Source organism: Malikia granosa (genome assembly GCF_002980595.1).
In the GTDB taxonomy this organism is placed as follows: domain Bacteria; phylum Pseudomonadota; class Gammaproteobacteria; order Burkholderiales; family Burkholderiaceae_C; genus Malikia; species Malikia granosa.
In genome coordinates this window covers 48749-68760 of record NZ_PVLQ01000008.1, presented here as the reverse complement: position 1 = coordinate 68760, position 20012 = coordinate 48749, and the positions used below count along the sequence as shown (strand labels likewise).

The window sequence follows — 20012 nt, the reverse complement described above, 5'->3', positions numbered from 1 at the left end:
AAGCCATCCGGCCCGGGGCATCATCTCCGCTTCATCTGCCACACCTAAGATGGCGGATTTGCATCCCGGGTCGATAATCGGCCCAGAAGGAAAGCCTCATGAAATTCACCGACCTGGCCGAGGACAGCGAAGACAGCGGCCACACGCCCGCCGAACGCATCGCGGCAGCGACCCGCAGCACCTGGGTCAGCGTCGTCGTCAACCTGGTGCTGACGCTGCTGCAGATCCTGGCCGGCATCTTCTCGAAATCGCAGGCCCTGATCGCCGATGGCATCCACTCGCTGTCGGACCTGGTCGCCGACTTCGTGGTGCTGCTGGCCAGCCACCACAGCCGCAAGGACGCGGACGCCGACCACCCCTACGGCCACCACCGCTTCGAGACCGCCGCCTCGCTGGTGCTGGGCCTGCTGCTGCTGGCCGTCGGCCTGGGCATGCTCTGGTCCGCCGTGCGCAAGCTCGAATCGCCCGAAACCGTGCAGGAGGTGCATGTGCTGGCGCTCTGGGTCGCCGGCGGCGCGCTGGTCAGCAAGGAGCTGCTGTTCCGCTACATGCTGGCGGTCGCCAAGCGCGTCAAGTCGAGCATGCTGGTCGCCAATGCCTGGCACGCGCGCTCCGATGCCGCTTCCTCGCTGGTGGTCGGCCTCGGCATCATCGGCAACCTGGCCGGCTATCCGATCCTCGACCCGATCGCCGCGCTGATCGTCGGTGCCATGGTGACCAAGATGGGCTGGGAATTCAGCTGGGAAGCGCTGCACGACCTGATGGACCGCGCCGTCGACGAGGAGGAAGTGGCTGCGATCCGGCAGACCCTGCTCGACACGCCGGGCGTCGAAGGCGTGCATGACGTGCGCACGCGCAAGATGGGCGACATGATCGTGGTCGATGCCCACCTGGAAGTCGATGCCAGCCTGAGCGTCGAGGCCGGCCACGACATCAGCGTCGCGGCGCGCAACCGGGTGCTGCAGCGGCACCGGGTGCTGAACCTGATGACCCACCTCGACCCCTGGCGCAAGCCCGACCTCGATCACGACCAGGCCAAGGTAGCCTGAGCCACCAGCCGGGGCGCTGCCTGGCCCCGGCGCGGAATCGTCCGGCCCCATCTCACCGCGGGATCGTCAAGCCCCTGTTGCCGCCAGGCCGCAGGGGCTTGTTGCATTTCAGGTCGACTTAATGTTGCCTGCGCACAGTACAAGCCGTGGACAGCCCGTCCCGACCTTCGTCCCCCGATCCAAAGCAAGAGCAGGAGTCATTCGATGAGCAAGACAATTTCCCCCTCCACGGCAGTGATGGCTGCGGTGACCATGGTGCTGGCCGCGTGCGGCGGCGGTGGCTCGACCACGCCAGCGGCCACTCCGGTCGCCAGCATTGCGACCGCCGGCACGATCAGCGGCCTGGGATCGGTGATCGTCAACGGCATGCGCTACGAGACGGTGGGCTCCAGCGTGCTCGACGCCGACGACCGGACGCGCGAGATCAAGACGCCGCTGGCCATCGGCATGACGGTCGAGATCGAGCAAAACGGCGTCGATGCCATGACGCAGCGCCCGATCGCGGGCAAGATCCATGTGCGGGGCGGTATCAAGGGCATCGCCAGCGTCAGCCAGGGGAGGCTGAGCGTCTCCGGCCTGCCGGTGACGACCGATGCCGGCACGCTGGTACTGGCCAGCGACGGCCAGGTGACGACGCTCGAGCAGCTGCAAGGGGTCGCAGTCGAGGTCCACGGCCTGCCGCAGGCTGACGGCAGCTACCAGGCGACCCGAATCGAAGCCCAGGCCCAGCCCGGCTCGACCCGACTCGTCGGCACGGTCGCAAGCGTCAATCCGACGGCCGCGACCCTGGTGCTCGGCAGCTCCGCGCAGCCGGTGACGGTCAGCTACGCCAGCCTGGGCGCGGTGCCAGGCCTGGTGGCTGGCGCCGTGGTTGCGCTCGAGGTCAGCGGCACGCCGGGCAGCTACTCGGCGACCCGGCTGCGCGTGCGCTCGACGAGCGTGCAGGGCTACACCAGCGAGGCGGGTCAATACATCGGCACTACCCGCAAGGCCGAGGAGCGCAACGAGCTCTACGGCGTGATCTCCGACCAGGCGAAGAGCGCCAATGGCTGCACGTTCAAGGTCCAGGGGGTGCCGGTGCAGGCCACCAGCACGACGCTGTGCGCGAGCATCGCCGACGGCGACTATGTCGAGGCCAAGGGCCGGATCGTCAACGGCGTGCTGGACGCGACCCGCATCGAGTTCGAAGGTCAGCACAGGAGCGCCGACTATTCGGACGACTCGAACGACTCGGACCATGACGGCCTGCGTTACCGGCGCCTGGCGCCACCGACCTCGAACGACCCGGCGACCCCGGCTGCCCCCTCGCGCAGCTTCGAGCTCTACGGCAACCTGAGCTGCTCGGCGCTCAACACCGCCTGCACGCTGCAGAGCGGAACGGTGCGCTACAGCGCAGACCTGGGCTCGGCAACCTGGGAGCACGGCCAGGTCGTCAGCGGCTTCGTCGAGGCCAAGGGCTACCTGTCGGGCAGCAGCTTCAAGGTGGTCAAGATCGAGTCCAAGAGCAGCCGCTGAGACCGGCAAGGGGCAAGGCGCCCGGGCTCACTCGCCCAGGTAGGCGGCCCTGACCTTGGGATCGTCCAGCATCTCGCTGCCCTTGCCCGTCATCGTGATCAGGCCCGAGTCCATCACGTAGCCGCGGTCGGCCAACGCCAGCGCACGGCTGGCGTTCTGCTCGACCAGCAGCACCGTCATGCCCTGGTCGTAGACCTCCTTGACCACCTCGAAGATCTTGTCGACCATGATCGGCGACAGCCCCATCGAGGGCTCGTCGAGCAGCAGCAGCTTCGGGCGGCTCATCAGCGCGCGGCCCATCGCCAGCATCTGCTGCTCGCCGCCCGACATGGTGCCGGCGAGCTGGTCCTTGCGCTCGCGCAGGCGCGGGAAGATGGTGAACATGCGCTCGATGTCGTCCGCTATGGCACCCTTGTCCTTGCGCAGGTAGGCGCCCATCTGCAGGTTCTCGGTGATCGTCATGCGCGTGAAGACACCGCGACCCTCGGGCACCATGACCAGGCCCTGGCCGACCAGGTCCCAGGGCCCCTGCCCCTTCAGGCTGCGGCCGAGGTACTCGATCTCGCCGCCCTGGATCGCCTGGGTGCCGGTGATGGCCTTCATGGTGGTGGTCTTGCCGGCGCCGTTGGAGCCGATCAGCGACACCAGCTCGCCCTCGCGGACCTCGAAATCCACCCCCTTGACCGCCTGGATGCCGCCGTAGGCGACCTTCAGGCCCTTGACTTTCAGCAATGCGTCGGCCATATCAATGTGCTCCGGTGCCCAGATAGGCTTCGATGACTTTCTCGTTGTGCTGCACCTCGTGCGGCGTGCCCTGGGCCAGCAGCTTGCCGTACTCGAGCACGGTGACGCGGTCGCACAGACCCATGACCAGCTTGACGTCATGCTCGATCAGCAGCACGGTGCGGTTGTCGGCCCGGATGCGCTCGATCAGCTCGCGCAGCAGCACCTTCTCGGTCGCGTTCATGCCGGCGGCCGGCTCGTCGAGCGCGATCAGCTGCGGATCGGTCGCCAGCGCGCGCGCGATCTCGAGCCGGCGCTGGTCGCCGTAGCTCAGCGTGCGCGCCTTGAAGTCGGCGTACTTGCCGATGCCGACATAGTCGAGCAGCTCACGCGCGCGCTCCATGATGGCGCGCTCCTCGGCCTTGAAGCCGGGCGTGCGGAAGATCGCGCCCAGCAGGCCCGAGCTCGTGCGCAGGTGGCGCCCCACCATCACGTTCTCCAGCGCGGTCATCTCGGCAAAGAGCCGGATGTTCTGGAAGGTGCGCGCGATGCCCGCCTTGGCGACCAGGTGCACGGCGCTGGGCTGGTAGGGCTTGCCGCCGAGCTCGAAGGTCCCGCTGTCGGGCGTGTAGAGGCCGGTGATGACGTTGAAGAAGGTGGTCTTGCCGGCGCCATTGGGGCCGATCAGGCCGTAGACCTGGCCGCGCTCGATGGTGAGCCCGACGTCGGACAGGGCTTGCAGGCCGCCGAAGCGTTTCGAGATGCCGGCGACTTTCAGTACGGTTTCTGCCATGGTTGTTCCTTGCGGCTCACTTGACATGCTGCAGGCTCTTGCCATGCTCGGAAGTCGGCCACAGGCCGCGCGGACGCACCAGCATCACGATGATCATCGCCAGCGCGGTCAGCAGCTGGCGCAGGATCGAGGCGTCCAGCCGGCCATCGGTCATGGCCTGCAGGGGACCGGCGACATAGCGCAGCACCTCGGGCAGCGCCGCCAGCAGCACCGCGCCCAGGATCACGCCGGGCAGGTGGCCGATGCCGCCGAGCACGACCATCGCGACGATCATGACCGACTCGAGCAGGCTGAAGGATTCGGGCGAGATGAAGCCCTGGAAGCCGGCGAACATCGAGCCCGAGATGCCGCCGAAGCTCGCCCCCATGCCGAAGGCCAGCAGCTTCATGTTGCGCGTGTTGATGCCCATCGCCTTGGCGGCGATCTCGTCCTCGCGGATCGCCATCCAGGCACGGCCGATGCGCGAGTGCTCGATCCGGTACGAGACCAGCACCACCCCCATCACGAGCGCCAGGAACAGGTAGAAGTAGAGCGTGACCGAGGCGATCTCGAAACCGAACAGCTCGAGCTTCTTGCCGAAGTTGAAGCCGAACAGGTGGATCGCGTCGATCTGGTCGATGCCCTTGGGGCCGTTGGTGATGTTGACCGGATGATCCAGGTTGTTCATGAAGACGCGGATGATCTCGCCGAAGCCCAGGGTCACGATCGCCAGGTAGTCGCCGCGCAGCTTGAGCGTGGGCGCGCCCAGCAGCACGCCGGCGATGCCGGCCAGCAGCGCGGCGGCCGGCACGATCACGAGCAGCGGCATGTGCATGCCGGCCGGGAACATCGCGGCGATGGCCGGGAAGGTGTCGGTCAGGTGCGGCGAGGACAGCAGGCCGTAGAGGTAGGCGCCGACCGCGAAGAAGGCGACATAGCCCAGGTCGAGCAGGCCGGCATAGCCGACCACGATGTTCAGGCCCAGCGCCAGCATCACGTAGAGCAGCGCCATGTCGGCGATGCGCACCCAGGCGTTGCCGAAGCTCTGCAGCAGCAGCGGCAGCGCCAGCAGCGCCAGCAGGAACAGCAGCTTTTGAAGTCGGTTCAGTTTCATGGGGTTCTCCTGGCCTCAGGCACGGTCGGCCACGCGCTCGCCCAGCAGGCCCGAGGGGCGCAGGGTCAGCATGATGATCAGCACGACGAAAGCGAAGATGTCGGTGTAGTGGCTGCCGAGCAGGCCGCCGGTCAGCTCGCCGATGTAGCCGGAACCGATCGCCTCGATCAAGCCCAGCAGCAGGCCGCCAACCACGGCACCGGCCAGGTTGCCGATGCCGCCGAACACCGCCGCCGTGAAGGCCTTGAGGCCCGGCAGCATGCCCATGGTGTGCTGCACCGTGCCGTAGTTCGACGCCCACATCACGCCCGCGATGGTCGCCAGCACGGCGCCGATCACGAAGGTCGAGCCGATCACGAAATCGGGCCGCACGCCCATCAGGCTGGCCACGCGCGGGTTCTCGGAGGTCGCGCGCATCGCGCGGCCCAGCTTGGTCGAGTTGACCAGCCACATCAGCACCGCCAGCGACACCGCCGTCAGCCCCAGGATCATGATCTGGGTCGGCGTGATCACGGCGCCGGCGAACTCGTAGGGCGTGCTCGGCAGCAGGGTCGGGAAGGACTTGTAGTTGGGCTTCCAGATGATCATGGCCAGCGTCTGCAGCAGGATGCTCATGCCCATCGCGGTCAGCATCGGCGCCAGCTTGGGGCTGTTGCGCAGGCGCCGGTAGGCCACGCGCTCGATGGTCCAGTTGAGCGCGGCGGCGACCACGCTGGCCAGCACCATCGCGACCAACAGCACGACCCAGCCCGGCAAGGCGGGAAAGGCCCCCTGCAGCAAGCCGACCAGGGTCCAGCAGGTCAGTGCGCCGACCATCAACACCTCGCCATGGGCGAAGTTGATCAGGTTCACGATGCCATAGACCATGGTGTAGCCCAGGGCGACCAGGGCATACATGCTGCCCAGCACCAGACCGTTGATGATCTGCTGAAGCAAGACTTCCATAAAAACTCCATTGACTGGTGACTCGGCCCGGCAGGGCGGGCCAAGCGGGTGCGACGATTGTATGCAGCGGCTTTTGGCGGCACCGGCTGCATCACCAAGGGTTTTCCCTCGACCGAGCGCTGCGTCCACCCTCGGGACGAGGACAGACCGCGCATCGGACCAGGATCCCGCTTGCAAGAATTGCGCCCGCGTGGACACCCTGGCTCGACAAGCTCGGTGTTTTCAAAAACAAAAAACCCCGCAGCTTGTGACTGCGGGGTTGTGTGTGGTGGGTCGTGCGGGACTCGAACCTGCGACCAATTGATTAAAAGTCAACTGCTCTACCAACTGAGCTAACGACCCAATCAAGCGTGAAGGCGGATCGCCATCTGCTCGAAAGTCTGGCGTTGCAGACTTTCGCCTGCAGCGCCTTGAATGGTGGGTCCTGAGTGACTCGAACACTCGACCTACGGATTAAGAGTCCGCTGCTCTACCAACTGAGCTAAGAACCCATTCATCTGGCACCAGCTTCCCAACGGGAGGCTGAACTTCCTTGACGGAAGAAGATTTGCAGCAGTTACGCTGCTCCTCGGTATTTGGTGGGTCCTGAGTGACTCGAACACTCGACCTACGGATTAAGAGTCCGCTGCTCTACCAACTGAGCTAAGAACCCGAGAAGCGGCTATTATGGCATAAATTCTGGATACCGAAAAATCGGCGACAATTTTTCATGAACGATACACAAGTCAAGCAGCCCCGCTCCACCCAACCCTCCAGCCAGCCGCGTCGGCGCCGTGGCCCGGCCCCGGCTGGCCAGGGTCAGCAGCGCGCGCAAGCGCCTGCCCATCCGGTGCTCCAGCAGCTGGCCGGCTGGTATCCCAAGCTGTTCGGCGAACAGCCGCGCCCGCTCAAGCGCGGCATCTATGCCGACCTGCTGGCGGCCCAACCCGAGGGGCTGGACGCCGAGGGACTGAAGGCGGCGTTGGCGCTGCACACCCGTTCTACCCGCTACCTCAGCAGCGTCGCCGCCGGCCAGGCGCGCCACGACCTGGCCGGCCAGGCGGTCGAGGCAATGGCACCCGAGCATGTGCTGCATGCCCTGCTCGAAGTGCACCGCCGCCGCCAGGCGCGCAGCCAGGAAGACCTCAAGCCAAAACTGCGCCAGCGCATCGCGCAGGCCTTCGAGGCCTCGGGCCTGAGCCGCGAGGACTACGCCGCGCTGCTGCCGAGCCGCGACCCGGCGGTGCAGGCGCTGTTCGACCAGGCGCTCGACGAGGCAGCGGCGCGCGCGGCCAAGGACGCGGCGCTGCACCGCGCCTACAGCGCCAGCGGCCTGGAGCCGGCGGCCTTCGCCGACAGCTACGGCCTGCCTGCGGCCGAGGTCCAGCGCATGCTCGAGCGCGTCAAGCGGCGCAGCCAGCAGGCCTGAAGCCCGCCCCATGAATGCAAAAAGCCCCTGGAAAGGGGCTTTTTGCCGCGCGATCCGCCCCAAATGGGCGGAGTTGCCGTCAGACGCGCTGAGCCAGCTCGACCGCCTTGCCGATGTAGCTGCCCGGGGTCATGGCCAGCAGGCGATCCTTGTCGGCCTGCGGGATCTCGAGCGAGACGATCAGCGCGTGCAGCGCCTCGGCCGTGACCGACTTGCCGCGCGTGACTTCCTTCAGCTTCTCGTAGGCGCCCGGCACGCCGTAGCGGCGCATCACGGTCTGGATCGGCTCGGCCAGCACTTCCCAGGCTGCGTCGAGGTCGGCGGCCAGCGCTTCCTCGTTGAGCTCGAGCTTGTTCAGGCCGGTCAGCAGCGACTGGTGCGCCAGCACCGCGTAGCCCATGGCGACGCCGATGTTGCGCAGCACGGTCGAGTCGGTCAGGTCGCGCTGCCAGCGGCTGATCGGCAGTTTCTCGGACAGGTGCTTCAGGACCGCGTTGGCCAGGCCCAGGTTGCCCTCGGCGTTCTCGAAGTCGATCGGGTTGACCTTGTGCGGCATAGTGCTGGAGCCGATTTCGCCGGCCTTCAGCTTCTGCTTGAAGTAGCCCAGCGAGACATAGCCCCAGATGTCGCGCGCGATGTCGATCAGGATGGTGTTGCTGCGCGCGATGGCGTCGAACAGCTCGGCCATGTAGTCGTGCGGCTCGATCTGGATCGAGTAGGGCTGAAAGGTCAGGCCCAGGCCGATCTTCGCGTCGGCCGGGGTGGCGGCATCGGCTTCCGGGGTCTCGACCACGGCGCGGCTGAACGCCTCCCAGTCGAACTCGGGCCAGGCGCTCAGGTGGGCGTTGTAGTTGCCGACGGCGCCGTTCATCTTGCCCATCAGCTTGACGTCGGCGATCTTGGCGCGCACGGTGGCCAGGCGCACGGCGACGTTGCCGAGCTCCTTGCCGACGGTGGTCGGGCTGGCGGTCTGGCCATGGGTGCGGCTGAGCATCGGCACGGCGGCGAACTGGTGCGCCATCGCGCGCAGCTTGGCGATGATGCCGTCGAGGCCCGGCAGCAGCACCTGGTCGCGACCGGCCTTGATCTGCAGCGCGTGGCTGGTGTTGTTGATGTCCTCGGAGGTACAGGCGAAGTGCACGAACTCGCCGGCCTGCTGCAGCTCGGGCCAACCGTCGAAGGCGCCCTTGACGCCCATGGCGGCGTTGCCGCGGATCCAGTACTCGACCGCCTTGACGTCGTGGTTGGTGGTCTTCTCGATCGCCTTGATCGCCTCGGCGTCGGCCGGGCTGAAGTTGGCGACGACGGCGCGCAGATGGGCGCGGGCGGCCGGGGACAGCGGCGGGAATTCGGCGAAGCCGGCATCGCTGAGATGCTCGAACCAGGCCAGCTCGACCTGCACGCGGCGGTGCATGTAGCCGTACTCGCTCATGAAGGGGCGCAGCGCGGCGAGCTTGCCAACGTAGCGGCCGTCCAGCGGCGACAACGCCGTGACGGGGGAGAATTCGACGGAAGTGGTTGCTTGCATGATGGCCCGGATTGTAGAAGAGCGGGCGGTGGCATGACTAGAATGATCCGCTCAGGGAACACCCAGACAACAAGACTCTATGAAACTGATCGGCACCGCCACCAGCCCCTTCGTGCGCAAGGTACGCATCGTCCTGGCCGAGAAAAAGCTCGACTGCCCCTATGTCGAGGACGACGTGATGGCGCCCGACAGCCTGGCCGCGCGGCACAACCCGCTCGGCAAGGTGCCCTGCCTGCTGCTGGAAGGGGGCGAGGCGGTGTTCGACTCGCGCGTGATCGTCGAATACCTCGATGCACTGTCGCCGGTCGGCCGGCTGATCCCGGCGGCGGGCCGCGAGCGCATGGAGGTCAAGCAATGGGAGGCACTGGCCGACGGCCTGCTCGACGCCGCGGTGCTGGCGCGCCAGGAATCGCACTGGCCGGGCCGGGCCGAGGACGAGCGCTCGCCGGCCTGGATCGCGCGCCAGCTCGGCAAGGTCGAGGCCGCGCTGGCGCTGATGGAGCGCCAGCTGGGCGAGCGGCCCTGGTGCCACGGCATCCACATGAGCCTGGCCGACGTGGCGCTGGGCTGCGCGCTGGGCTACCTGGACTTCCGCTTCCCGCAGCTGGACTGGCGGCAGCGCCACCCCAGGCTGCTCAAGCTGCACGACAAGCTCATGGCCCGGCCTAGCTTCGCCGACACGCGCCCGCCGCAGTAAGCGGCAGCTACGGGCTCGCAGCAAGCGCTTGGCGACTGCGCGCTGCGAGCGGCAGGCGCGCACCGCCGCCAGCCGCGGCCAGGATCAGCCCAGCACCTGGGTCCAGAGCGCCTGCACTGCGTCGATATGCGGCTGCAGCGGCGCCGGATCGAACTGGGTGCTGGACTCGTCGAGGCGGGCGCGGTGCTGCAGGTGGCGCAGCTCGCGGTAGGCCGCGGCGGCCGCCTCGCCCATGCCGGCCGGCAGCAGTCCGGCGGCCTCGGCACGCTGCAGCAGCGCGATGTTGCCGACGTTGCCGCGCAGCTCAGGATGGTCGGCGCAGGCCGACAGCACCAGGAACTGGACGATGAACTCGACGTCGATCATGCCGCCCGGGCTGTGCTTGATGTCGAAGCGCCCGGCCTGCAGATGCTGGGCCTCGCGCATGCGCTCGCGCATGGCGCGGATCTCTTCCTTGAGCGCCGGGATGTCACGTGGCGCGCTCATGACGGCCTCGCGCACGGCGTCGAAGCGCGCCGCCAGCTCGGGCGCACCGAGCACGCAGCGCGCGCGCGTGATGGCCTGGTGCTCCCAGGTCCAGGCGGTGTTGCTGCCACGCTGCTGCTGGTAGTCGGCGAAGGCGTCGAAGGTCGTGACCAGCAGGCCCGAATTGCCGTTCGGGCGCAGCGCGGTGTCGATCTCGTACAGGTCGCCCTCGCCGGTCTTGACGGTGAGCCAGTTGATCAGCTTGCGCACGAAGGCCGAATAGGCCTCGGGCGCGCGCTCGTCGTCATCCTCGTAGACGAACACGATGTCGAGGTCGCTGCCGTAGCCGAGCTCCTTGCCGCCAAGCTTGCCGTAGCCGATGATGGCGTGGCGCGGTTCGTCGCGGTGGCGCTGCTTGAGGCGCTGCCAGCACCAGCGCCCGGTCACGCGCAGCACGGTGTCGGCCAGCGCGCTGAGGTCATCGGCGACCTGCTCGACGCTGAGCACGCCCTCGACGTCGCGCGCCAGGGTACGGAAGGTCTCGGCATGGGTGGCGCGGCGCAGCAGGTCGAGCAGCGCCTCGTCGTCGTCCTCGCCAGTGGCGGCCAGCGACTGGCGGCGCGCCTCGAGCTCGGACTCGAACTGGGCCGGATCGAAGCGGTCCTCGAACAGCTGGTGGCTGGCGAGCTCGTCGATCACGCCCGGGTGCTTGAGCAGGTAGCGCGCCGGCCATTTGGCGGCACCGAAGATGCGCAGCAGCCGCTCGTGCACCGCCGGCCGCTCCTGCAGCAGCGCCAGGTAGCTCTCGCGCCGCAGCAGCGGCTCGATCCAGTCGGCCATGCGCAATGCGCCCTGCTCGCTGACCTTGCCTTCCTCGATCCAGGCCCCGGTGCGCTGCACCAGGCGCGCCAGCCGCACCCGGGCATCCTCGCGCAGCGCCAGCACGCGCGGGTGCTCGAGCCACTCGGCAACCTTGGCCGCGAAGGCGGAGGGCAGCTGCGGCAGCACCGACTGCAGGCTCTCGACGCCGTTGCGCGGCTGTCCGTTGCAGCCGTTGCCGTTGCAGCCACCCTGGCCCGAGTGGCCGAGCAGGGTGTCGAACTCCTGCGCCACCAGTTCCCGGTGCGCGTCGAGCGCATGCAGGAAGGCGCAGGTATCGGCATGGCCCATGGTGGTCGCGATCCAGGCCAGGTCGTCGTCGCGCGTCGGCAGGATATGGGTCTGCTGGTCGTCGAGGTACTGGATGCGGTGCTCGACCCGGCGCAGGAAGTCGTAGGCCGCGGCGAGCTGCTGCGCGGTCGCGGCCGGCATCAGGTTGGCACGGGTCACGCGCTGCAGCGCGTCGAGGGTCGGGCGCTTGCGCAGCTCGGGGAAGGCGCCGCCGCGCACCACCTGCAGCAGCTGGACGGTGAATTCGATCTCGCGGATGCCGCCGCGCGAGAGCTTGACGTCATGCGCGCGCTCGGGGTAGCCGGCAGCGCGCTTGGCCGCATGCTCGCGGATCTGGCGGTGCAGGCTGCGCAGCGAATCGAACACGTTGTAGTCGAGGTAGCGGCGGAACACGAAGGGCAGCACGACGCCGCGCAGCTGGCCCGCGCTGCCGTCGCGGATCGAGGCCTGCGGCGCGACGATGCGGCTCTTGAGCCAGGCGAAGCGCTCCCACTCGCGGCCCTGGATCAGGAAATATTCCTCCAGCGCGCCGAGCGAGACCGCCGGCGGGCCCGAGCTGCCGTTGGGACGCAGCATCAGGTCGACGCGGAACACCTGGCCATGCTCGGTGATGTCGCCGACGGTGGCGTAGATGCGCTTGACCGCCTTGGCGAAATACTCGCGGTTGCTGATGCGGTTGCGCCCGAGCGCGTTGCCGGCGGTGTCGCCGTCGTTGTCGTAGACGTAGATCAGGTCGATGTCGCTCGAGACGTTGAGCTCGCGCGCGCCGAACTTGCCCATGCCGACGACCCAGAGCGTGGCGCGCCTGAACTGCGCGCCCTGGGCCGCAGGCACCGACATGTCCTGGAACAGCGGGGCGCCGTGCAGCTCGTCGAGTTCCTGCTGGGCCTGGATCAGGGCCTGGTCGAGCGCGATCTCGGCCAGCTCGGTGACAGCCAGCGTGACGATGGCCAGCGGGGCCTCGCATTCGGTATCGAGCACGGCCAGGCGCTCGAGCACCAGATGGCGCAGCACGCGCAGGGCGGAGCCGAGGTCGAGGCCGCGCGCGCGCAGCGCGGCCAGCGTCTGCAGCATCTGTGCGCGCCGCGGGGCGCCGGGAGGCAGCAGCGCGAGCTCCTGCTCATAGCGGCGGCGAATGCGCTGCACGAAGCGCGACTGCCCGGCCGCACCGGGATGTCTGAGCGCGAATTGCTCCGAAGCGGCACTGTCCGCTACATCGTTGACCATCATAATTCTTAGCCTATGAATCCTGTAACCCGCCCTCCCACCGCCATGCTGCGCCTGGCAGCGGGATCGGCACGCGCCCTGCTCTGGCTGCTGCTGACCAGCTGCTGCCTGGTCGCGCTCGGCTGGGGCCTGTTGCACTGGATCATTGTGCCCCGAATCGAAAACTGGAAGCCCGAGCTGGAACAAGCCGCCACGCAGGCATTGGGGCTACGGGTCGAGATCGGCGCGCTGCAGGCCGAATCGGCCGGCCTGCTGCCGCAGCTGACGCTGCACGAGCTGCGCCTGTACGACGCGCAGGGACGCGAGGCGCTGCGCCTGCCGCGCGTGCTCGGCAGCCTGTCGCTGCGCTCGCTGCTGGGCCGGGGCTTCGAGCAGCTGGTGATCGACGGGCCGCAGCTCGAGCTGCGCCGCCTGGCCGACGGCAGGATCACGGTCGCCGGCATCGAATTGGCGAGCCGCGGCGGCCCGAGCGCTGCTGCCGACTGGTTCTTTGCCCAGCGCGAGTTCATGCTGCGCGACGGCCTGCTGCGCTGGACCGACGAGTTGCGCCCACAGGCGCCGCCGCTGGAGCTGCGCGCGGTCAGCCTGCTGCTGCGCAATCCGGGCCGCCAGCACCAGCTGCGGCTGGACGCCACCCCACCGGCGGACTGGGGATCGCGCTTCAGCCTGCGCGGGCGCTTCCGCCAGCCGCTGCTGTCGCTGGCCGGCGCAGGCGAGCTGAAGGACTGGAGCGGCGAGCTCTACGGCGAATTCGGCGAACTCAGGCTGCAGCCGCTGCGCCAGTACCTCGATCCCGGCCTGCTGCAACAGCTGGAGTTGCAGGACGGCGAGGGTTCGCTGACCTTCTGGAGCGAGCTGAGCCGTGGCCAGTGGACCGGCTTCACGGGCGACCTGGCACTGCGCCAGCTGGCCTTGCGGCTGGCGCCCGAGCTCGCGCCGCTCAAGCTGCAGCAGCTCGGCGGCCGCATCGAGCTGAAGCAGCAGGCCGGCGAGCTCGAGATCGCGACCCGGAACCTGGCCTTCCGCACCGACCAGGGCACGAGCTGGCCGGGCGGCAATCTGCGCTACCGCGAAAGCCGGGCTGCGCCAGCAGCCGGCGGGGCGGTCCAGCAGCTGCGGCTCGACGGCGACCGGCTCGACCTGCTGGCGCTGCGCCAGCTCGCCGGGCATCTGCCGCTGCCGGCCCGGGGGCGCGACTGGCTGGACCGGCTGCAGCCGGCCGGACTGGTCGAGCAGCTCGAGCTGCAATGGCAGGCCGGCCCGCAGCTTCAGGGCCGCTGGCAGGCCAAGGGCCGGGTCAGCGACCTGAGCCTGGCCGCCGGCAGCGCCAGCGACGGCCGACCCGGACTGAGCGGGGCCAGCCTGGACTTCGATGCCAGCGACAGCGGCGGCCAGGCCAGCCTGCAGCTCGAGCATGGCGCGCTCGACTTCCCGGGCCTGTTCGAACAGCCCAGGCTGGATTTCGACCGGCTGCAGACCGAGCTGCAATGGACGGTCGCTGGCGACAGCATCCAGGTCGAAGTCCCGCAACTGCGCTTTGCCAACGCCGATGCCGAAGGCCAGGCCAGGGGCCGCTGGCAGACCAGCGATCCGGCCGGCAGCCCGCCCAGTGGCCAGCCGCACAGCCGCTTCCCGGGCCGGCTCGAGCTCGATGCCACGCTGTCGCGCGCCGACGGCACCCGCGTGCATCGCTACCTGCCGCTGGGCGTGAACGCCGAGGCGCGCCACTATGTGCGCGATGCCGTCCGGCACGGCCACTCGCGCTCGGCCCGGTTCAAGGTCCGCGGCGATCTGGCGGACTTTCCCTTCAGCCGCCCCGGCAGCGGCGAGTTCAGCGTGCAGGCCAGCCTGAGCGGGGTCGAGCTCGACTATGTGCCGGCCATGCGCAATGCCGAGGGCCGGCCGGCCTGGCCGGCGCTGAGCCAGATCGATGCCGAACTGCAGATCGACGGCAACTCGCTCGCGATCGTGAAGGGCCGGGCCCAGCTTGCCGAGCTGCCGCAACTGCGCGCGAGCCAGGTCGAGGCCCGGATTCCGGACCTGACGCATGCGCCGCAGCTGCAGATCAAGGGCCAGATCGCGGGACCGGCGGCCGATGCGCTGGCCTTCGTCAACCGCTCGCCGCTGCGGGGCATGACCGCGGGCGCGCTCGAGCAGGCACGCATCGATGGCCAGACCCAGGTCCAGCTGCGGCTCGAGCTGCCGCTCGAGCAGATCGAGGCCAGCCGGGTCGAGGGCCTGGTGCAGTTCCCCGGCAATGACATGCAGTTCACGCCGGAAACGCCGACGCTGGCGAGCACCAGCGGCTCGCTGCGCTTCAGCGAACAGGGCTTCAACGTGCCGCAGGCACGCACCCAGCTACTCGGTGGCGAACTGGTGTTCCAGGGCAGCATGGCGCCGGGCAAGGGGGGCGTGGTCAGCTTCAGCGGCCAGGGCAGCGCCAGCGCCGCCGGCCTGCGGGCTGCCCCCTGGGATGCCTTGCAGGCGCTGGGACAGATCGCCAGCGGCAGCACCGGCTACCAGGTGACGCTGGAGTTCCAGGGCGAGGCCAGCGCGCTGGCGGTGAGTTCGAACCTGCAGGGCCTGGCGCTGGCCCTGCCCGCCCCGCTGGGCAAGAGCGCTGCCGAAAGCCTGCCGATGCGCTACGAGGTCGCGCCCCAGGCCGCCAGCCATGGCCGCTGGCGCGACCTGCTGAGCCTGGACCTGGGCCCGGCGGCCAAGCCGCTGGTGAGCGCGCGCTACGAGCGCGAGCATCAGGCGGGACAGACCCGGGTGCTGCGCGGCGCCTTGGCGCTCGGGGCCGAGCGCCCGGCACTGCCGGCCCGGGGCGTGCAGGCGCAGCTCGTCTTCGACCGGCTCTCGCTCGAGGACTGGCAGGACGCCTTCGATGCGGTGCAGGCGGCGCCTGCTGCCGCGCCGCCACTTGCCGCACCTGTCGGCACACCGGGAAATGCTGCCAGCCTGGCCGGCGACAGCCGGGCCTACTGGCCCGGAACCGTGGCGCTGCGCGCACGCCAGATCGATCACGAGGGCCGCAGCTTCCATGAGCTCGAACTCAAGGGCCAGCTCGAGCGCAACAGCTGGCGCGGCACGATCGCGGCACGCCAGCTCAAGGGCCGGGTCGAGTACCAGCCGGCCGACGCCGACTCGCCCGGGCGCATCTATGCCCGGCTCGAGCACCTGATGCTGCCGCACAGCGCCGCCAGCGAGATCGAGCAGCTGACCCAGCAGGCACCGGTGCGGCTGCCGGCGCTCGACATCGTGGTGCAGGACTTCGAGCTCGGCTCGCGCAAGCTGGGCCGGCTCGAGATCGAGGCCGTCAACCAGCAGCCCAGTCCGGCCCAGCGCGAGGCCGGCAGCGTCTGGCGGCTCGAGAAGCTGAATCTGAGCTCGCCCGAGGCCCGGCTGCAGGCGACGGGCCACTGGGCCATCGCGCCACAGCCCAGGAACGCAAGCGGCACTGCCAGCGCGGTGCAGCGGCGCACTTCGCTGCAGTTCAAGCTCGAGATCGAGGATGCCGGCGCGCTGCTGGCCAGGCTGGGCATGCCGGGCGTGGTGCGCGGCGGCCAGGGCTCGCTGACCGGCCAGGCGGGCTGGCTGGGCTCGCCGCTGGCGCTGCACCCGCCGAGCCTGAACGGGGCCTTGCAGCTCGCGCTCGAGCGCGGCCAATTCCTGCAGGCCGACCCCGGGCTGGCCAAGCTGCTCGGCGTGCTGAGCCTGCAGGCCTTGCCGCGCCGCCTGACGCTGGACTTCCGCGACATCTTCAGCGAGGGCTTTGCCTTCGATTCGGTGCGCGGCAGCGCCCGCATCGCCCAGGGCGTGATCAGCAGCGACAACCTGCAGATGAAGGGGGTCAACGCGGCGGTCTTCCTCGATGGATCGGCCGACCTGGGCCAGGAAACCCAGGACATCTCGGCCCTCGTGATCCCCGAGCTCAATGCAGGCGGCGCCTCGCTGATGGCCGGACTGGTGAATCCGGCCATCGGGCTCGGCAGCTTCGTGGCGCAATACCTGATCGGCAAGCCGCTGCGAGCGGCGACCACCCAGCAGTTCCACATCAGCGGATCGTGGTACGACCCGAAAGTCGAGACAGTCGAACCCGGCAGCACCAAGCCGCCAGAAAAACCCCAAGGAGTACAACCATGAAAGTCGCCGCCATCCAGATGGTTTCGGAAATCAGCGTGGACCGCAACCTGGCCCAGGCGCACCGCCTGCTCGACCAGGCGGCCGCGGCCGGCGCCGAACTCGCCGTGCTGCCCGAGTATTTCTGCTTCATGGGTCGCAGCGACCGCGACAAGCTGCTGCTGGCCGAGACGCCCGGCCTGGGCACGGTGCAGGACTTCCTGTCCGATACCGCGCGCGAGCTCGGGCTCTGGATCGTCGGCGGCACGCTGCCGATGGCGACCGACGACCCCGAGCATGCGGCCAATGCCAGCATGGTCTACGACCCCCGGGGCAAGGTCGCGGCGCGCTACGACAAGATCCACCTGTTCCGCTACGACAACGGCCGCGAACGCTACGACGAGGCCGCCGCGCTGGTCGCGGGCGAGCAACCGACCGCCTTCACGCTGAAGGACCGCAGCGGCCAGGACTGGCGCGTGGGCTTGAGCGTCTGCTACGACCTGCGCTTTCCCGAGCTGTACCGCCAGCTCGCGGCCGACATCCTGGTCGTGCCCTCGGCCTTCACCTACACCACCGGACAGGCGCACTGGGAAGTCCTGCTGCGCGCCCGTGCGATCGAGAACCAGGCCTTCGTGATCGCGAGCGCCCAGGGCGGCCTGCACGAGAACGGCCGTCACACCTGGGGCCAGACCCTGGTGGTCGATCCCTGGGGCGCCATCCTGGGCCAGCATGCGGTCGGCGCCGGGCTGGTGGTCTGCGAGCTCGAGCGCGAGCGGCTGCAATCGGTGCGCCAGCAGCTGCCGGCGCTGCAGCATCGCCGGCTCTGAGCCCGACGGGCGCCCCGGCAGCGCCCGCGCGTGAGAAAATTCCAGCCATGCACAGCCCGATCCTGTCCTCCCCGACGCCGCCAGGCGAGCTGGCGCGCCGGCCTGGCGCGGCCCTGCTGCGCCGGACGGCCTTGTTCGCCAGCGCCACGCTGCTGGCGGCCTGCAGCACGGTGCTGCCCCCCGTGCAGGACCGCCTGCCAGCGAGCCGCAGCGCGCCGCTCGACCCGGCGGGGCGCACCGCCGTGGTCACGCCGCAGAGCTCGGTGGCCTGGCAATGGGCCGACAGCCAGCCGCTGCCGGAGGCGATCGCGCGCGGCAAGAGCGTCTGGACCCCGGCGCGCTGGAGCGAACTGCCGGGCTGGGGCTATGACGCCTTGCACGAGGCCTGGAACGCCTGGCTGCGCAGCTGCGAGCGGCCCGCGCCCGGCTTCGGCCCGGTCTGCGCCGAGGTGCGCCAGCTCACGCTGGCCAGCGCCGAGGAACAGCATGACTGGCTGATGCGGCGCCTGCAGCCCTACCGCCTGAGCGCACCGGCCGGCGAGACCAAGGGCCTGCTGACCGGCTACTACGAGCCGGTCATGAACGCGAGCCGGCTGCCCAATGCCAGCTTCGGCGTGCCGCTGTACCGGCTGCCGGCCGGCGTCAAGAACGGCACGCCCTGGTACAGCCGGCAGGAGATGGAGCGCTCGCCGCAGGCCAGGGCCGCGCTCAAGGGCCAGGAGATCGCCTGGCTGGCCGACCCGATCGATGCGCTGCTGCTGCAGATCCAGGGCTCGGGCCGGCTCAACATCACCGAACCCGACGGCAGCCAGCGCCAGGTGCGACTGGCCTATGCCGGCACCAACGGCCAGCCCTACCAGAGCGTCGCGCGCTGGCTGCTCGATCGCAAGCTGATCAGCAGCGGCACCTGGGAGGCGATCCGCGCCTGGGCCCAGCAGAACCCGAGCCGCGTGCCCGAGATGCTGGCCGCCAACCCGCGCATGGTGTTCTTCCGCGAGGAAGCGCTGGGCGAATTCGAGGCCCGCTTCGGTCCGCGCGGCGCCCAGGGCGTGGCGCTGACGCCGGGCCGCTCGATCGCGGTCGACCGCGACAGCATCCCCTACGGCACCCCGGTCTGGCTGCGCAGCGCCGGCCCGGCGGCGCAGATCGAGAAGCTGGTGCTGGCGCAGGACACCGGCAGCGCGATCGTCGGCGCGGTGCGTGCCGACTACTTCACCGGCTGGGGCGACGAGGCCTATACCCTGGCCGCCGGGCTCAAGCAGCCGCTCGAGCTCTGGGCGCTGTGGCCACGCAGCCAGTAACAGTCGGTGACGTCGGCCCGCTGGCGGGCCAGAACAGGAAGGCCAATATGCGCATAGGCGTGCTGACCGGTGGCGGCGACTGCCCCGGACTCAATGCGGTGATCCGCGCGGTCACCAAGTCGCTGCTGCGCCAATGCGGCGCCGAGGTGATCGGCATCCGCAACGGCTTCGCCGGGTTGATGGGCGAAGTGCCGCAGACCCGGCCACTCGACTGGGACAGCGTCAGCGGCATCCTGATGCAGGGCGGCACCATGCTGGGCACCAGCAACAAGGCCAATCCGCTGCGCGACGAGGCGACCGCGGAGCAGGCCATGGCGCACGCGCGCAGCCTGGGCCTGGACGCGCTGGTCGCGATCGGCGGCGACGGCACGATGGCGATCGCGCATGGCATCGCTCAGCGCGGCCTGCCCATCGTCGGCGTGCCCAAGACGATAGACAACGACATCGTCGGCTGCGAACGCAGCTTCGGCTTCGACACCGCGGTCGCGACCGTGACCGAGGCGATCGAGCGCCTGCAGACCACCGGCCAGAGCCACGGCCGGGTCATGATCGTCGAGACCATGGGCCGCTACGCGGGCTGGATCGCGCTCGAGGCCGGACTGGCGGGTGCCGCCGACGTGATCCTGCTGCCCGAGATCGACTACTCGGTCGAGGCGGTGGCGGCGGTCTGCCGCGAGCGCGAGCGGCGCGGCCGCCACAGCCTGGTCTGCATCGGCGAAGGCGCCAAGCCGCGCGGCGGCGCGATGACGGTCGAGCGCCGCGTGGCCGACAGCCCGGACCCGGTCCGGCTCGGCGGCGTGGCGCACGCGCTGCGCGAACAGCTGCAGCCCTTGCTCGAGAGCGAAGTGCGCGCGACCGTGCTCGGCCATGTGCAGCGCGGCGGCACGCCGACCCCGTTCGACCGCGTGCTGGCAACGCAGTTCGGCAACGAGGCCGCGCAGCTGGTCATGGCCGGCCAGTTCAACCGCATGGTCACGCTGCAGGGCGAGCGGCTGGCCAGCCTGCCGCTGGCCGAGGTCGCGCACCAGTCGCGCCAGGTGCCGCTCGACCATCCTCTGCTGCGCACGGCCAGGCAGATCGGGGTCTCGCTGGGCGAGGGCTGAAGCCCGCCGCCGTCATGCGCAAGCCAGCCCGGCCAGCACCTTGATC

Annotated in this window: 14 protein-coding genes and 3 tRNA genes; 8 read left to right on the top strand and 9 right to left on the bottom strand. The window is 69.4% G+C overall.

What is annotated here, in order from left to right:
- The first annotated feature begins 98 nt into the window (after positions 1 to 98).
- Positions 99 to 1049 (top strand): cation diffusion facilitator family transporter, encoded by a 951-nt coding sequence (locus C6P64_RS01425; protein ID WP_105746809.1) that lies wholly within the window; start codon positions 99 to 101, stop codon positions 1047 to 1049.
- A 204-nt stretch (positions 1050 to 1253) separates the two neighbouring features.
- On the top strand, positions 1254 to 2564 hold the full coding sequence (locus C6P64_RS01420; protein ID WP_146115839.1) for a DUF5666 domain-containing protein: 1311 nt from the start codon (positions 1254 to 1256) through the stop codon (positions 2562 to 2564).
- 27 nt (positions 2565 to 2591) lie between these two features.
- Here the strand turns inward: C6P64_RS01420 and C6P64_RS01415 are convergent, their stop codons facing one another.
- From C6P64_RS01415 to C6P64_RS01385, 7 genes are all read right to left on the bottom strand, one after another.
- Positions 2592 to 3308: an ABC transporter ATP-binding protein gene (locus tag C6P64_RS01415; RefSeq protein WP_105746807.1), complete on the bottom strand. Its 717-nt coding sequence runs from the start codon at positions 3306 to 3308 to the stop codon at positions 2592 to 2594.
- A gap of 1 nt (position 3309) precedes the next feature.
- Positions 3310 to 4080: an ABC transporter ATP-binding protein gene (locus C6P64_RS01410; RefSeq protein WP_105746806.1), complete on the bottom strand. Its 771-nt coding sequence runs from the start codon at positions 4078 to 4080 to the stop codon at positions 3310 to 3312.
- A 16-nt stretch (positions 4081 to 4096) separates the two neighbouring features.
- Positions 4097 to 5173, bottom strand: a complete 1077-nt coding sequence (locus C6P64_RS01405; RefSeq protein WP_105746805.1) for a branched-chain amino acid ABC transporter permease — start codon at positions 5171 to 5173, stop codon at positions 4097 to 4099.
- Between the two features lie 15 nt (positions 5174 to 5188).
- Positions 5189 to 6118: a branched-chain amino acid ABC transporter permease gene (locus C6P64_RS01400; RefSeq protein WP_105746804.1), complete on the bottom strand. Its 930-nt coding sequence runs from the start codon at positions 6116 to 6118 to the stop codon at positions 5189 to 5191.
- Positions 6119 to 6384: 266 nt separating this feature from the next.
- Positions 6385 to 6460 (bottom strand) — tRNA-Lys (locus C6P64_RS01395).
- A gap of 73 nt (positions 6461 to 6533) precedes the next feature.
- Positions 6534 to 6609 (bottom strand) — tRNA-Lys (locus C6P64_RS01390).
- A gap of 85 nt (positions 6610 to 6694) precedes the next feature.
- Positions 6695 to 6770 (bottom strand) — tRNA-Lys (locus C6P64_RS01385).
- A 57-nt stretch (positions 6771 to 6827) separates the two neighbouring features.
- Here C6P64_RS01385 and C6P64_RS01380 point away from each other — a divergent pair.
- Entirely contained in the window at positions 6828 to 7526 is a 699-nt protein-coding gene (locus C6P64_RS01380; protein WP_105746803.1) for a ProQ/FinO family protein, read from the top strand.
- 79 nt (positions 7527 to 7605) lie between these two features.
- Here C6P64_RS01380 and purB read toward each other — a convergent pair whose 3' ends face one another.
- Entirely contained in the window at positions 7606 to 9054 is a 1449-nt protein-coding gene (purB, locus tag C6P64_RS01375; RefSeq protein WP_105746802.1) for an adenylosuccinate lyase, read from the bottom strand.
- Positions 9055 to 9133: 79 nt separating this feature from the next.
- Here purB and C6P64_RS01370 point away from each other — a divergent pair, with 79 nt between their 5' ends.
- Positions 9134 to 9751, top strand: a complete 618-nt coding sequence (locus C6P64_RS01370) for a glutathione S-transferase C-terminal domain-containing protein (RefSeq protein WP_105746801.1) — start codon at positions 9134 to 9136, stop codon at positions 9749 to 9751.
- A gap of 84 nt (positions 9752 to 9835) precedes the next feature.
- Here C6P64_RS01370 and glnE read toward each other — a convergent pair whose 3' ends face one another.
- Positions 9836 to 12613 (bottom strand): bifunctional [glutamate--ammonia ligase]-adenylyl-L-tyrosine phosphorylase/[glutamate--ammonia-ligase] adenylyltransferase, encoded by a 2778-nt coding sequence (gene glnE, locus C6P64_RS01365; protein ID WP_105746986.1) that lies wholly within the window; start codon positions 12611 to 12613, stop codon positions 9836 to 9838.
- Positions 12614 to 12658: 45 nt separating this feature from the next.
- Here glnE and C6P64_RS01360 point away from each other — a divergent pair, with 45 nt between their 5' ends.
- The 4 genes from C6P64_RS01360 to C6P64_RS01345 are packed head-to-tail and all read left to right on the top strand — an operon-like array spanning position 12659 to position 19966.
- Positions 12659 to 16759: a YhdP family protein gene (locus tag C6P64_RS01360; RefSeq protein ID WP_170073018.1), complete on the top strand. Its 4101-nt coding sequence runs from the start codon at positions 12659 to 12661 to the stop codon at positions 16757 to 16759.
- Positions 16756 to 17562 carry a carbon-nitrogen hydrolase family protein gene (locus C6P64_RS01355; protein ID WP_105746799.1) on the top strand — a complete coding sequence of 269 codons (807 nt, stop codon included), beginning with the start codon at positions 16756 to 16758 and terminating at the stop codon, positions 17560 to 17562. Before C6P64_RS01360 ends, C6P64_RS01355 begins: the two co-directional genes overlap by 4 nt.
- Positions 17563 to 17609: 47 nt before the next feature.
- Positions 17610 to 18863, top strand: coding sequence for a murein transglycosylase A (gene mltA / locus C6P64_RS01350; RefSeq protein ID WP_105746798.1), 1254 nt, complete (start codon positions 17610 to 17612; stop codon positions 18861 to 18863).
- Between the two features lie 47 nt (positions 18864 to 18910).
- Positions 18911 to 19966 (top strand): 6-phosphofructokinase, encoded by a 1056-nt coding sequence (locus tag C6P64_RS01345; protein WP_105746797.1) that lies wholly within the window; start codon positions 18911 to 18913, stop codon positions 19964 to 19966.
- The last annotated feature ends 46 nt before the right edge of the window (positions 19967 to 20012 follow it).

Coding starts and splice junctions, on each gene's coding strand:
- C6P64_RS01425 (WP_105746809.1), top strand. CDS start 99: ATGAAATTCACCGACCTGGCCGAGGACAGCGAAGACAGCGGCCACACG.
- C6P64_RS01420 (WP_146115839.1), top strand. CDS start 1,254: ATGAGCAAGACAATTTCCCCCTCCACGGCAGTGATGGCTGCGGTGACC.
- C6P64_RS01415 (WP_105746807.1), bottom strand. CDS start 3,308: ATGGCCGACGCATTGCTGAAAGTCAAGGGCCTGAAGGTCGCCTACGGC.
- C6P64_RS01410 (WP_105746806.1), bottom strand. CDS start 4,080: ATGGCAGAAACCGTACTGAAAGTCGCCGGCATCTCGAAACGCTTCGGC.
- C6P64_RS01405 (WP_105746805.1), bottom strand. CDS start 5,173: ATGAAACTGAACCGACTTCAAAAGCTGCTGTTCCTGCTGGCGCTGCTG.
- C6P64_RS01400 (WP_105746804.1), bottom strand. CDS start 6,118: ATGGAAGTCTTGCTTCAGCAGATCATCAACGGTCTGGTGCTGGGCAGC.
- C6P64_RS01380 (WP_105746803.1), top strand. CDS start 6,828: ATGAACGATACACAAGTCAAGCAGCCCCGCTCCACCCAACCCTCCAGC.
- purB (WP_105746802.1), bottom strand. CDS start 9,054: ATGCAAGCAACCACTTCCGTCGAATTCTCCCCCGTCACGGCGTTGTCG.
- C6P64_RS01370 (WP_105746801.1), top strand. CDS start 9,134: ATGAAACTGATCGGCACCGCCACCAGCCCCTTCGTGCGCAAGGTACGC.
- glnE (WP_105746986.1), bottom strand. CDS start 12,613: ATGGTCAACGATGTAGCGGACAGTGCCGCTTCGGAGCAATTCGCGCTC.
- C6P64_RS01360 (WP_170073018.1), top strand. CDS start 12,659: ATGCTGCGCCTGGCAGCGGGATCGGCACGCGCCCTGCTCTGGCTGCTG.
- C6P64_RS01355 (WP_105746799.1), top strand. CDS start 16,756: ATGAAAGTCGCCGCCATCCAGATGGTTTCGGAAATCAGCGTGGACCGC.
- mltA (WP_105746798.1), top strand. CDS start 17,610: ATGCACAGCCCGATCCTGTCCTCCCCGACGCCGCCAGGCGAGCTGGCG.
- C6P64_RS01345 (WP_105746797.1), top strand. CDS start 18,911: ATGCGCATAGGCGTGCTGACCGGTGGCGGCGACTGCCCCGGACTCAAT.